The organism is Streptomyces sp. NPDC024687 (assembly GCF_055559055.1).
Genome location: NZ_JBVHLJ010000004.1, coordinates 673,661 through 685,952, shown reverse-complemented (window position 1 = coordinate 685,952; position 12,292 = coordinate 673,661). Strand labels below are relative to the sequence as shown.

Genomic DNA, 12,292 nt, shown 5'->3' with positions numbered 1-12,292 from the left:
CGGCACAAGGCAACGTCGGTGACCTGCGCTGCCGCCGACTGGCTTCAGCAGCCGGGTGCACCACCTCCAGAACGTCGTGCGTGCCGAGCACTTTGGCTTCAAGCAGCTCGGCAAGAAGCGCCTCGTCCGGCACGCCGCCCAGGAGCACGCGGCCGGGTCGCTCGGTTACGGATCTGTTCCGAACTCTTGACGACAGCCGTATGACTGCGTAGACATGACAGCGCAGACAGACCGCGTGGCCAGTCACTGGCGGGTCTGGCATCATCTGGCTCGTACATCCGGCCATCGGGAGACACCATGACGCGAGGAACGACACGGAGCGGCAACACCGCGGCTCCGCGCAGCGTGGATGTGGCCCGTCTGGCGGGGGTCTCGCAGAAGACGGTGTCGCGGGTCTTCAATGACGAGCAGTACGTCTCCGCCGATGTGCGCAGGCGCGTCCTCGAAGCCGCCGAAGAGCTCGGCTACCGGCGTAACAACGCCGCCCGGGCACTGGCCTCCGGACGCACTCGCTCCATCGGTGTGGTGACTCTGGGCACGGCCCTGTACGGACCCGCCACGCTGCTCATGGGCGTGGAGCGGGTCGTCCGGGACACGGGATACGCGCTGCACGTGGTCAACACGATGGAGGGCGACGCCTCGGGCGTGACCGGTGCCGTGAGTTCACTCCTCGATCAGGGCGTGGACGGCATCGTCATCTCCGAACCGATCGACGAAGCGGGTACCGAGGGAGACGCTTCCTTCCGCATCGACGTTCCGGTGCTCGTCCTTGGTGCGCCACTACCTCTCACCGCGCCCAGGGCGCTGACCGCCGGGGGCGGTGCCGACCTGATGGCACACTCCGCCGTCGAGCACCTGCTGGAACTCGGGCATCCGACAGTCCATCACCTGGCCGGTCCGCAGCGGTGGTACGCCGCCCGGGACCGCCTCGAGGGATGGCGGGCGGCGCTGACCGCGCACGGCAGGGCCGTACCGCCGGTCGTCGAGGGCGACTGGTCGGCCGCCTCCGGATACCGGGCGGGACGGGGACTGGCCGAAGACCCTGACGTCACCGCGGTGTTCGCCGCCAACGACGACATGGCGATCGGCCTGATCCGCGCACTGACGGAGGCCGGGCGCCGGGTGCCGGAGGACGTCAGCGTCGTCGGATTCGACGACATTCCGGTCGCCGCCTATGTGACTCCTCCGCTGACCACGGTGCGGCAGCCGTTCGACGCCGTGGCGCAGGAGGGACTCAAGCGTCTGGTGCATGCCATCGAGAACCCGGACGCGGATCCGTTACCCACGAGCGATCCACCCATCGATCTCATCGTCCGCTCCTCGACCGCGCCACCACCGAGCCGGACGACCCCGGCTCGTGGCCGGCGTACCGCCTCTCGTGCACTCGGGGGCGCGGACCGTCCGCCGCTCCCGAACGGAGGCCCGTCCACCCACCGCTGACCCGCACCGGTGAGCCCGGACATCAGCAAGTCCACGGCGGGCGCGTGACTTCAGTACAAGCCGCTGCTTCCGGTCACGCCCCGCCCCTTTCGACGCCTCCGCCGCACGATCGCCGCGGGGCCGTTCCAGAAACCAGCAGGCGCTGAGCCAGGTTCCCCCACCCTCTCTGCCTCTGGTTTCATCCCCTTCTTCTTCTTCGGCCGCCACCGCCACCTCCGCACACGGAAGACGCGCCGGCCCCGGTCCACGAGGACCCGCACCCGGCCCTGTCGGTGTCCGAGCCTCGGCAGGCGCGTCCGCGCCCCCTTCACCACACCTTCGTACGCCCTTGCCAGGCGTGCCGTCATCTTCGCCACCGGCGGGAGTTCACCATGCCCAGAAACACGTCCACATCCATGTCCGGCCGCTCCTCGATGAGCCGTCGACTGTTCCTCACCACGACAGGCGCCGTCTCGCTCGGCCTCACTCTCACCGCCTGCGGCGGCAGCGACTCGGGCGGCTCGTCCGGGTCCTCCAAGCCTGTCAGCCAGGCCGACATCGACAAGGCGATGAAGACGCCGACCGAGCTGACGTTCTGGACCTGGGTCCCGAACATCGACAAGGAAGTCGCCCTCTTCGAGGCCAAGTACCCGGCCATCAAGGTCAAGGTCGTCAACGCCGGCCAGGGCACTCCCCAGTACACCAAGTTGCGTACGGCTCTGAAGGCCGGCAGCGGCGCCCCGGACATGGTGCAGATCGAGTACCAGGCCATCCCGACCTTCACCATCACCGACAGCCTGCTCGACCTGCGGCCGTACGGTGCCTCCGCACTCAAGGAGAAGTTCGTCGACTGGACCTGGCAGCAGGTCAGCGGCAGCAAGGGCGAGGTGTGGGCGATCCCGCAGGACACCGGCCCGCTCGGCATGCTGTACCGCAAGGACATCTTCGACAAGCACGGCATCAAGGTCCCCACGACCTGGGACGAGTTCGCCGCCGCGGCCCGCAAGCTCCACAAGGCCGACCCCGATGTCTACCTGACCAACCTCGCGGCCAACCAGGTCGCCGCCTGGCACGGCCTGCTGTGGCAGGCGGGAGCCAAGCCGTACGTGGTGTCCGGCAGGAGTGACATCACCATCGGTGTCGACGACGCCGTCTCCAGGAAGCTCGGCGCGTACTGGGGCGGCCTGGCCCAGGAAGGGGTCGTCAGCACCGACCCCGACTTCACCGACGGCTGGTACGCCGGGTTCAACAAGGGCAAGTACGCCACCTGGATCACCGCCGCCTGGGGGCCGGCCTTCCTCTCCGGCTCCGCCAAGGCCACCTCCGGCAAGTGGCGCGCCGCCCCCCTCCCGCAGTGGGACACGTCGAAGCCGAGCTCGGGCAACTGGGGCGGCTCCACCACCGCCGTCCTCCGCTCCACCAAGAACCCCATCGCGGCCGCCCAGTTCGCACAGTTCCTCAACAGCGACCCGGCCAGCGCGAAGATGTTCGCCACCGAACAGTTCTTCTTCCCCGCCACCAAGGCCCTCCTCACGGACGCCACGTTCACCGGCGACGCGCCCGCCTTCTACGGCGGCCAGAAGGTCAACCAGGTCTTCGCCGACATCAGCTCCACGGTCAACTCCTCCTTCCAGTGGCCCCCGTTCCTCGACCAGGCGGCGACCGACTGGACCGAGACGGTCGGCAAGTCCCTCGCCGACAAGACCGACACGGTCCGCGCGCTCGGCACCTGGCAGACGCGACTCACCACCTACGCCAAGAGCCAGGGCTTCACCGTCGAGACGCCGTAACGGCCCGTCGGGTCCCGTGCGGTGGCGCGGGACCCGCCCCCACCGACACAGTCCCAATCCCTCAGAAAGGCCCGATGATGACTGCCACAACCGCGGCCTCCCCCAAGGGCAGGAGGCGAGACGGGTCGACACGCCTCGGGCGCGGCGGCAAGAGCCGTCAACGGACGGCAGGACCGCTGTTCGTCGCACCGTTCATGGTGCTGTTCCTGCTGCTCTTCCTCGCCCCGCTCGGCTACGCCGCCTATCTCAGCCTGTTCCAGGAACGCCTCATCGGCGGCACGACGTTCGTCGGGCTCGACAACTACGCCCAAGCCCTGAGCGATTCGCAGTTCCTGCACGGCATCGGACGGGTCGCCCTGTTCTTCGTCATCCAGGTCCCGGTGATGCTGCTGCTGGCGCTGGTGTTCGCCCTCGCCCTCGACAGCGGGCTGCTCCGGCTCGCCCGTGTCATCCGGCTGGGCATCTTCATCCCCTACGCCGTCCCGAGCGTGGTCGCCGCGCTCATGTGGGGCTATCTGTACGGACCGGACTTCGGCCCCTTCGCCCAGCTCAGCCGCAATCTCAGCCTGCCCGTTCCGCACTTCCTCAGCGACGGCTGGATGCTCGGCAGTCTCGCCAACATCGTGACCTGGGAGTTCGTCGGCTACAACATGATCATCCTGTACGCCGCCCTGCGCACCATCCCCGAGGAGCTGTACGAGGCCGCCGCGATGGACGGGGCCGGCGCCTGGCGGATCGCCTGGTCCATCAAGCTGCCGGCCCTGCGCCCCGCGCTGATGCTCACCCTGCTGTTCTCGGTGATCGGCAGCTTCCAGCTGTTCAACGAGCCGAAGCTGTTGATGACCATCGCCCCGGACGTGATCAGCAGCTCCTACACCGCCAACCTCTATGCCTACACGCTCGCCTTCACCGGCCAACAGGTCAACTACGCGGCCACGGTGTCCTTCCTCCTCGGCCTGGTCATCGTCATCGCCTCCTACGCCGTACTCCTGACCGCGAACCGCAGGAGGTCCGCATGACGACCATCACCCGCAGGGCCACGATTGCCGAGCCGTCGACGAAGCCGCCTTCCGCCGCGCCGCCTCGACGGGGATCCGCCTCCCGGCGCCGCAGCACTCCGCTGACGATCGCCATGCTGACGGTCCTGGCCTACTTCCTCCTGCCTCTGTTCTGGCTGCTGATCGCCTCGACCAAGAGCACCCAGGACCTGTTCAACAGCTTCGGCCTGTGGTTCTCGCACGCCCCGCAGCTGCTGACGAACGTCAGGCAGACCTTCACCCAGGACGACGGGGTCTTCGTCCACTGGCTGCTCAACACGGTCATGTACGCGGGCGTCAGCGCGGTCGGGGCCGCGCTGCTCGCGGCCGCCGGCGGGTACGGTTTCGCGAAGTTCCGCTTCCGCAGTGACCGGTTCTCCTTCAACCTGGTGCTCGGCGCCGTCATGGTCCCGGCCACCGCGCTGGCGATCCCGACCTATCTGCTGTTCGCCAAGGCCGGTCTGGTCAACACCCCGTGGGCGGTCATCCTGCCCTCGCTGGTCAACCCGTTCGGCCTGTACCTCATGCGCATCTACGCCCAGGACGCCGTCCCGGACAGCCTCCTGGAGGCGGCTCGAATCGACGGCGCCGGGGAGGCGCGGATCTTCGGCACGATCGTGCTGCGGCTGCTCGCGCCGGGTCTGGTCACTGTGCTGCTGTTCACGCTCGTGGCGACCTGGAACAACTACTTCCTGCCGCTGATCATGCTCAATGATCCAAATCTCTACCCCGTCACCGTCGGCCTCTCCTCCTGGGCGGCGCAGGCGCAGAACGGCGGGGCCGGTGCCAGCAGCGACATGCTCGCCCTGGTCGTGACCGGCTCCCTCATCTCGATCCTGCCCCTCGTCGTGGCCTTCCTGCTGCTCCAGCGGTACTGGCAGAGCGGCCTGGCCGCCGGCGGCGTCAAGCAGTAGGGCCCGCGGCCCTCGTACCACTCCCCGCATTTATCGGAGGTTCCCCCTCATGGCGGCTCTGCCTGCCCGCGTCCTGTTCGGCGCCGCGTACTACCACGAGTACACGCCCGCCTACGACCCCGAACTGCGGCCCGACGAACGGCTCAAGACCGACCTGGACCTGATGGCCGAGGCGAACTTCACCGTCATCAGGGTCGGCGAGTCGGTCTGGTCGACCTGGGAGCCGGACAACGGCCGCTTCGACCTCGACTGGCTCCAGCCCGTCCTCGACGGCGCCCACGAGCGCGGCATCTCCGTCATCGTCGGCACGCCGACCTACGCGGCTCCGCCGTGGCTGGCCCGCCAGTACCCGGAAATCACCGCCGAGTACGCCACCGGGCAGCGGCTGGGCTGGGGTGCACGCCAGGAGATCGACTTCACCCACCCCGCCTTCCGCTTCCACGCCGAGCGGGTCATCCGCAAGATGGTGGCCCGGTACGCCGACCACCCGGCGGTCATCGGCTGGCAGGTGGACAACGAGCCCGGCCTGCACCTCCTGCACAACCGCGGTGTCTTCGAGCGCTTCGTGGACCACCTGCGGGAGAAGTACGGGGACGTCGAGACCCTCAACCGCGAGTGGGGCCTGGTCTACTGGTCGCACCGCCTGTCCACGTGGGCCGACCTGTGGACCCCCGACGGCAACGAACAGCCCCAGTACGACGTCGCCTGGCGGGAGTTCCAGGCCCGGCAGGTCACCGAGTTCATCGGCTGGCAGGCCGACATCGTCCGTGAGTACGCCCGGTCCGGTCAGTTCGTCACCACCTGCATCTCCTACACCCGCCAAGGGGTGGAGGACGACGAGATGTCGGATCGCCTCGACATCGCCTCCGGCAACCCGTACTACGACATGCAGGACGGCCTCCTGCTGCCCGACCCCACGCCCGACGCCCACGAGCAGAAGTGGAAGACCACCGGCGTCTGGTCGATGTACCAGACCGCGGACTGGATGTTCTCCTCCCGCCAGGCGCCGTTCCTGGTCACCGAGACCAACGCCCAGAGCATCGGTTTCGCCTGGGACAACCGGCCCGGCTATGACGGTCAGTGGCGGCAGGCCGCATGGGCGCACGTCGCGCGCGGCGCCCGGATGATCGAGTACTGGCAGTGGCAGACCCTGCGCTTCGGCGCGGAGACCTACTGGGGTGGCGTCCTCCCGCACAGCGGCCGGCCCGGCCGCACGTATGCCGAAATCGCCCGTCTCGGCGCGGAGTTCGAGACGGCGGGGGAGCTCGTCGCCGGGCTCGAACCGGACTCCGACATCACGATGGTCTACTCGATGCCGAGCAAGTGGCTGATGCAGAAGTACCCGCCGCTCGCGACCCCTGACGGCGAACCGGACGCCGCCGCCTACCACCGCATCTTCGACCCCTTCTACCGCGGCGCCTTCGACGCGGGCCGCCAGGTCCGCATCGTCCACGCCCGGCAGCTGCACGAGCAGACGGCACCGGAGGAAGCCGCCCGCCGCCACCCCGTGCTGGTGGTACCGGCGCTGTACATCGCCGCCGACGCCGCCCTCGACTGGCTCGCCGCCTACGCCCACGCGGGCGGTCACCTGGTGCTCGGCCCGCGCACCGGCTACGCCGACCACGAGGCCCGGGCCCGTCACGAACCGGCCCCCGGGCGGCTGGTGGCAGCCGCTGGCGTCCAGTACGACGAGTTCGGCAACCTCGCGCGCGACATCCCGATCCGCGCCGTACCCGGTGCCCCGTTCCAGGTGCCCACGGGCGCCGCGGCCACTCAGTGGATCGAGTGCCTCACGGCCACCGACGCCGACGTCCTCGCCGTGTACGAGCACCCGCACTACGGCCGCTGGCCCGCGATCACCACCCGCGGCCACGGCGCGGGCCGCGTCACCACCGTCGGCACGGTGCCGAGCCGCGACCTCGCCCGGGCGCTGGCCGCATGGCTGGTCCCGGCCGCGAGCAGCGGGTGGCGCGACCTCCCGGCCTCGGTCACCGCGACCACCGGCACCTCACCCGACGGTCGCCGTGTCCACATCGTCCACAACTGGAGCTGGGAACCCGTGAGCGTCCCCACCCCGGCGGACCTCTCCGACGCCCTGACGGACACCCCCCTCTCGACGGGCACGGCGCTGGACCTCGGCGCCTGGGACGTACGCGTACTCGTCTCCACCGACGCCGACAGCGCGCCGACTCCCGGAGCAACCAACCAATCCTGATCCATCCCCTGAGGAGGGGCCATGCAGAGAAGAAGGCTTGGACGAGCCCTCGGAACCTTCGCGGCGACATCCGCGATCCTCGCGATACCCATGGTCAGCGCGCAGGCGTACAACCCGACAGGCGGAACCCTCTACCAGCTGGGCACCGAGCCGTGTCTGAAAGGGCGGGGCAACTGCGCGGTCTACCCGAAGTCGGCGCAGTTGCCGAGCGGACGTCTGGTCGCGTCCTTCGAGAAGTCCACCGTCGTGACGGCGACGGGCAGCGCCAACAAGCAGACGCTCCCCGTCTACAAGAGCGACGACCGCGGAACCACGTGGCAGCCGCTCTCGGAGGTCAAGGCTCCGGCATACCTCTCCAGCGACCCGCAGTACGCGAAGTACACGAGCAACTGGACGAACCCCTACCTGTACGTCCTTCCGCAGGACGTCGGGAACCTGAAGCAGGGCACGCTGCTGCTCGCGAGTGTCGTCTCGGGCGACGACTACTACTACAAGGAGCACAAGGCGGCCGACCCGAACTGGACGCCGACCAACGACGGCGACCGCAAGGACCTGGCGATCGCCCTGTACTCCAGCTCCGACGACGGCGTGACGTGGAAGGTCGAGAACGTCGTCGCCACCGGCGGCTGGCAGGGCGGCAGCGCGGGCGCGACCGGCCAGAACATCGCGGCCGCGAACACGAACCATCAGGTGGACCCGGTCTGGGAGCCGTACCTGATGGTCTACAAGGGCAAGCTCGTCTGCTACTACTCCGACGAGAACGACTACACCGGCTTCAACACGACCACCGGTGTCCCGACCCTCGATCCCGCCAACGACACGGCCACGGACTCGCAGGGCCAGATCCTGGCCCACAAGACCTGGGACGGCACCGGCGCCGCGTGGAGCGCCCCCGTCGTGGACATCGCGGGACTGACCCAGACCATGGCCGGCGGCAAGACGGAGATCGGCGGCGGGCGGCCGGGCATGGCGAACGTCGTCCGTACGACGGACGGCAAGTGGCTGCTGACCTTCGAGTACTGGGGCGGCGGAGTCAACACCAAGTACGTGCTCGCCGACGACCCGTTGAAGTTCTACACCGGCTCCGCCACCGGCACGGGCGTCACCACCCTGCCGATCGACACCGGCTCGCACGCCCTCGCGACGGGCGGCAGCCCGGTCCTCATCAGGCTGCCGGGTGGCCGCCTGGTCTACAACGCCGCCGGCAGCGGCAATGTCTGGGTCAACGACAGCGGACGCAGCGACGGCACCTGGAAGGAGTACCAGACGACCTCGCAGGCCGGCTACAGCCGCAACCTCCAGTACGTCGACGGCACCGGCCGCATCGTGATCCTCAACAACCAGGGGACCTCGACGCTCAAGTTCGCCGAGGTCGATCTCGGCCACACGGACGGCGCCTACTACCAACTGGTGAACCGCAAGACCGACCAGGTGATCGGCACCGGGAACAAGACCAACGACGCGAACATCGGCAACGCGGATGTTCCCGACGTCCGGCTGGAGGCCCCGGGCTCGGCGGGCAACGCGGACACCCAGTACTGGCACGTGACGACCGAGCCGAACGGCGGGGTGAGCCTGCTGAACAAGTCGGGCGGCCGGGCGGCGGCGATCTGGACCGGCAATGCCACGGCCGGCCAGAAGATCGGCCAGTGGGTCGACAACAGTGCCACCGGCAGCTGGAACCTCGTCAAGACCAGCGACGGGTTCTACAAGCTCCAGTCCGTCAAGAACACGAGCCTGTACCTGACCGGTGCGACTGCCGGGGCGCAGCTGACCTTGCAGACCGCGGCCACGGACGGCTCACAGGACTGGGAGCTCGTCCAGTAGCAGCACCTCGTTCGAAACCGGGGCCTGGCACCCGCTGCCAGGCCCCCATCCTCATTCACATGATCGAACATTGGCCGACATTTCGAACATTCAGTTCGGACGGTCCGTCTGTCGGACGGCGCCGTGGTGGCCGGTCACCTGCGCCCCTCCATCGGCGGTGTCAACCCACACCCATTCCACGGTCGGAGCCTTTCCGCGGGAGACCGTCAAATACTCGTCCCATTCACTATTCTCGCGTCACCGCATAACCGGATACAGATGGCCATCGAACCGTCACCAATACGGATTCCTCTTCCGCGAACCACGAGTGGTCGACTCCACGCCCCCAAACAACGTAATCCCCTTGTTTCGCCAGAAGAACGCTGCGCCCTGGGAAATCCACGCGAAACCTGCCACTGATGAGAACCAGGACGGCCGTTCGCTCTTCGCCTGTCACCCACTGCAACCGCCGGTCACCACGCGGATGAACGCCCCACTTGACCTCTACCGCAGTTGTGTGACGAGGATCATCGGTGTCCTTGAAATGGCCGAGAAGCCAGCCTCGATCCAACAGTGCATCATCGCCCGCATTCCCTACATATACGCTGTCATCCATAACATGGAATATATCAGCCTCAACCGCATCGAAATGTGCCTACAAAACAGGTCGACGAACGACGTAGGCGCGCTCGGACCAATTGGCGGGGACAGCCTGCCACCTGCGGATGAGTCGATGATGATTCGGCAGTTCTCGACCTTGTCCGAAGCCTCGACGAGCAAGCGGGTAGGCCGGGGTGGCGCCGGCGCGGTCGGTGATCTCGCGGGCCTGTGGTGCGCGCCCACGCGGTGGCGCTCAACAACGCGGACGCCTCCATGGCGGAGGGACCGATTCGGCAGAAGCCCCGCGCAGCAGGCTAACGCCGTACCCGCGGCATCCCCAGACCGATCCACGAGATGATCTCCCGCTGGATCTCGTTGTTGCCGCCGCCGAAGGTGAAGATCACCGCCGAGCGGTAGCCGCGTTCCAGTTCGCCGTGGAGGACGTCGCCCGCCGAGCCCTCCTTCAGCGCGCCGGCCGCCGCGACGATCTCCATGAGCCACGCGTAGGCGTCCCGGCGGGCCTCGGAGCCGTAGACCTTGACCGCGGAGGCGTCCTGCGGGGTGAGGGTGCCGTCCTCGACGGCGTTCACCATCCGCCAGTTGAGGAGTTTGAGCGCGTCGAGGCGGGTGTGGGTCTGGGCGAGGCGGCGGCGCACCCACGGCAGGTCGATGACGCGGCGGCCGTCGGCCAGCTTGGTCTCCATGGCCCAGCGCTGGACGTTCTGCAGGGCTCGGATCGCCATGGTGCCGTGGGCGGCGAGGGTGACGCGCTCGTGGTTGAGCTGGTTGGTGATCAGCCGCCAGCCCTGGTTCTCCTCGCCGACCCGGTGCGAGACGGGGACGCGGACGTTCTCGTAGTAGCTGGCCGTGGTGTCGTGCGAGGCGAGGGTGTTGATGACGGTGCACGAGTAGCCGGGGTCGGTGGTCGGCATCAGGAGCATGGTGATGCCCTTGTGCGGCGGGGCGTCGGGGTCGGTGCGCACGGCGAGCCAGACCCAGTCGGCGGTGTCGCCGTTGGTGGTCCAGATCTTGTGGCCGTTGACGATGTACTCGTCCCCGTCCCGTACCGCGCGGGTCTTCAGGGAGGCCAGGTCGGTGCCCGCGCCGGGCTCGCTGTAGCCGATCGCGAAGTCGATCTCACCGGAGAGGATGCGTGGCAGGAACCAGGACTTCTGCTCCTCGGTGCCGTACCGCATGATCGTCGGGCCTACGGTGTTGAGGGCCATCAGCGGCAGGGGTACGCCGGCCTGGGCGGCCTCGTCGAAGAAGATGAACTGTTCCATCGCGGTCAGGCCGCGGCCGCCGTACTCCTTGGGCCAGCCGACGCCGAGCCAGCCCTCCGTGCCCAGGCGCCGGATGGTGTCGCGGTAGAAGCGTTTCTGGGCGTCCCGGTCGGCGAAGCGGGCGTGTGCGTTGTTCGGGACCAGATCGGCGAAGTAGGTGCGCAGCTCGATGCGCAGCCGCTGCTGTTCGGGCGTGTGGTCGAGATGCACGGCGCCTCCAGGCTCCCAGGCCGGTCCTGACGGCGCACACGGTAGAACGTGTTCCAGAAATTGGGAACGGTCAGACGAGGGTCGCCATGAAGTCCGTGCACGCCTGGGCGCACTCTCGGCACGCCTTGGCGGCGTCCTCGTTGCCGACATGCCGGTCCAGGACCTGGGCGCACTCCAGACAGACCGACCTGCACCATTCCAACTGGACGCGGATGCCGGCCTCGTCGAGGTGGTTATCCTCGGACAGGACCCGGCAGGTCGCGTCGCACACCTCGGCGCACATGATGCCCTTGCGTCGGAGTAGTTCCTGTTCCTCGGTCCCGTCCGGATCGACCAGGCTCGCGCGCAGCGCACAGGCCCGTGCGCACTCGGTGCACGCCTGGGCACACGCGAAGCGGTCCTCCAGGAACCGGAAGAGCTCCTGCTGAGAAGTCGAAGTCGTCACAACAGGCGGGTAGCCGGGGTCCGGGCCGCCAAACCCGGAGTTCCCGGGGGTTTGCGTCCTCCGGGCGTCCTCCGGGCGTCCCCTGTGCGGGTCGATTCGCTCGCCGGACCAGGGGTACTCGCGTGGCATGAACCAAGCCCTGAACACCGAATGGATGGATCTGGCCGCGGGCCGGGGCGGCCTCGCGGCCGGAGTGATCGCCGCGGGTGTGGTGGTCGTGGCGGTGCTGATCGGCGCCTTCTGGCTGGGCGCCCGCGTCAAGCGCCGCGAGTCGCGTCCGCCGACTCCCGAGGAACAGCCGAGGCTGCCCGAGAGCGGGCCGGTCCGTGAGGTCAGGGAGCACCGGGAGCCCGACGAGGTGCCCAGGAGCGACACCCGCCTGACCCCGCACGAAATGCCCCAGCACGGCAACAGTCCGACCCGGACGGGTCCGGGGGGAGAACGTCCTCGCTGGGACGATGGCAGCAGCGGCTCGTTCGGCAGCGGCGGTCCGGGAGGCGGCTGACGTCCACGGCCATGGCTTGGACCATGGCACGCATCCGGCTTTGCCGTAATCGTCTCGTCCGGAACAGC

General features: G+C 68.5%; 10 protein-coding genes. 7 read left to right on the top strand and 3 right to left on the bottom strand.

What is annotated here, in order from left to right:
• The first annotated feature begins 297 nt into the window (after positions 1-297).
• The 6 genes from ACZ39I_RS19770 to ACZ39I_RS19745 all read left to right on the top strand — a co-directional run bounded on the left by ACZ39I_RS19770 (position 298) and on the right by ACZ39I_RS19745 (position 9,202).
• On the top strand, positions 298-1,440 hold the full coding sequence (locus ACZ39I_RS19770) for a LacI family DNA-binding transcriptional regulator (protein WP_467245635.1): 1,143 nt from the start codon (positions 298-300) through the stop codon (positions 1,438-1,440).
• A gap of 371 nt (positions 1,441-1,811) precedes the next feature.
• Positions 1,812-3,209 (top strand): ABC transporter substrate-binding protein, encoded by a 1,398-nt coding sequence (locus ACZ39I_RS19765; protein ID WP_467245634.1) that lies wholly within the window; start codon positions 1,812-1,814, stop codon positions 3,207-3,209.
• Positions 3,210-3,283: 74 nt separating this feature from the next.
• Positions 3,284-4,228 carry a carbohydrate ABC transporter permease gene (locus ACZ39I_RS19760; protein ID WP_467245633.1) on the top strand — a complete coding sequence of 315 codons (945 nt, stop codon included), beginning with the start codon at positions 3,284-3,286 and terminating at the stop codon, positions 4,226-4,228.
• Positions 4,225-5,160, top strand: a complete 936-nt coding sequence (locus ACZ39I_RS19755) for a carbohydrate ABC transporter permease (RefSeq protein WP_467245632.1) — start codon at positions 4,225-4,227, stop codon at positions 5,158-5,160. Before ACZ39I_RS19760 ends, ACZ39I_RS19755 begins: the two co-directional genes overlap by 4 nt.
• A gap of 49 nt (positions 5,161-5,209) precedes the next feature.
• The gene (locus ACZ39I_RS19750) at positions 5,210-7,375 is read left to right on the top strand and encodes a beta-galactosidase (protein WP_467245631.1); all 2,166 of its coding nucleotides are present in this window, start codon (positions 5,210-5,212) and stop codon (positions 7,373-7,375) included.
• 21 nt (positions 7,376-7,396) lie between these two features.
• Positions 7,397-9,202, top strand: coding sequence for an RICIN domain-containing protein (locus ACZ39I_RS19745; protein ID WP_467245630.1), 1,806 nt, complete (start codon positions 7,397-7,399; stop codon positions 9,200-9,202).
• 226 nt (positions 9,203-9,428) lie between these two features.
• On the opposite strand, the gene ACZ39I_RS19740 is transcribed toward ACZ39I_RS19745, so the two are convergent.
• The 3 genes from ACZ39I_RS19740 to ACZ39I_RS19730 all read right to left on the bottom strand — a co-directional run bounded on the left by ACZ39I_RS19740 (position 9,429) and on the right by ACZ39I_RS19730 (position 11,719).
• Positions 9,429-9,797, bottom strand: coding sequence for a cupin domain-containing protein (locus tag ACZ39I_RS19740; RefSeq protein ID WP_467245629.1), 369 nt, complete (start codon positions 9,795-9,797; stop codon positions 9,429-9,431).
• Positions 9,798-10,095: 298 nt separating this feature from the next.
• Entirely contained in the window at positions 10,096-11,274 is a 1,179-nt protein-coding gene (locus ACZ39I_RS19735) for an acyl-CoA dehydrogenase family protein (RefSeq protein ID WP_467245628.1), read from the bottom strand.
• A 70-nt stretch (positions 11,275-11,344) separates the two neighbouring features.
• Complete coding sequence (locus tag ACZ39I_RS19730) at positions 11,345-11,719, bottom strand: four-helix bundle copper-binding protein (RefSeq protein ID WP_467245627.1); 375 nt, start codon at positions 11,717-11,719, stop codon at positions 11,345-11,347.
• Between the two features lie 127 nt (positions 11,720-11,846).
• Here ACZ39I_RS19730 and ACZ39I_RS19725 point away from each other — a divergent pair, with 127 nt between their 5' ends.
• The gene (locus ACZ39I_RS19725) at positions 11,847-12,224 is read left to right on the top strand and encodes a DUF6479 family protein (protein WP_467245626.1); all 378 of its coding nucleotides are present in this window, start codon (positions 11,847-11,849) and stop codon (positions 12,222-12,224) included.
• Positions 12,225-12,292 lie beyond the last annotated feature (68 nt).

What these genes read in the sequence shown, in the direction of transcription:
- ACZ39I_RS19740 (WP_467245629.1), bottom strand. Translation starts at nt 9,797, where the DNA reads ATGGATGACAGCGTATATGTAGGGAATGCGGGCGATGATGCACTGTTG.
- ACZ39I_RS19765 (WP_467245634.1), top strand. Translation starts at nt 1,812, where the DNA reads ATGCCCAGAAACACGTCCACATCCATGTCCGGCCGCTCCTCGATGAGC.
- ACZ39I_RS19770 (WP_467245635.1), top strand. Translation starts at nt 298, where the DNA reads ATGACGCGAGGAACGACACGGAGCGGCAACACCGCGGCTCCGCGCAGC.
- ACZ39I_RS19755 (WP_467245632.1), top strand. Translation starts at nt 4,225, where the DNA reads ATGACGACCATCACCCGCAGGGCCACGATTGCCGAGCCGTCGACGAAG.
- ACZ39I_RS19745 (WP_467245630.1), top strand. Translation starts at nt 7,397, where the DNA reads ATGCAGAGAAGAAGGCTTGGACGAGCCCTCGGAACCTTCGCGGCGACA.
- ACZ39I_RS19750 (WP_467245631.1), top strand. Translation starts at nt 5,210, where the DNA reads ATGGCGGCTCTGCCTGCCCGCGTCCTGTTCGGCGCCGCGTACTACCAC.
- ACZ39I_RS19760 (WP_467245633.1), top strand. Translation starts at nt 3,284, where the DNA reads ATGATGACTGCCACAACCGCGGCCTCCCCCAAGGGCAGGAGGCGAGAC.
- ACZ39I_RS19725 (WP_467245626.1), top strand. Translation starts at nt 11,847, where the DNA reads ATGAACCAAGCCCTGAACACCGAATGGATGGATCTGGCCGCGGGCCGG.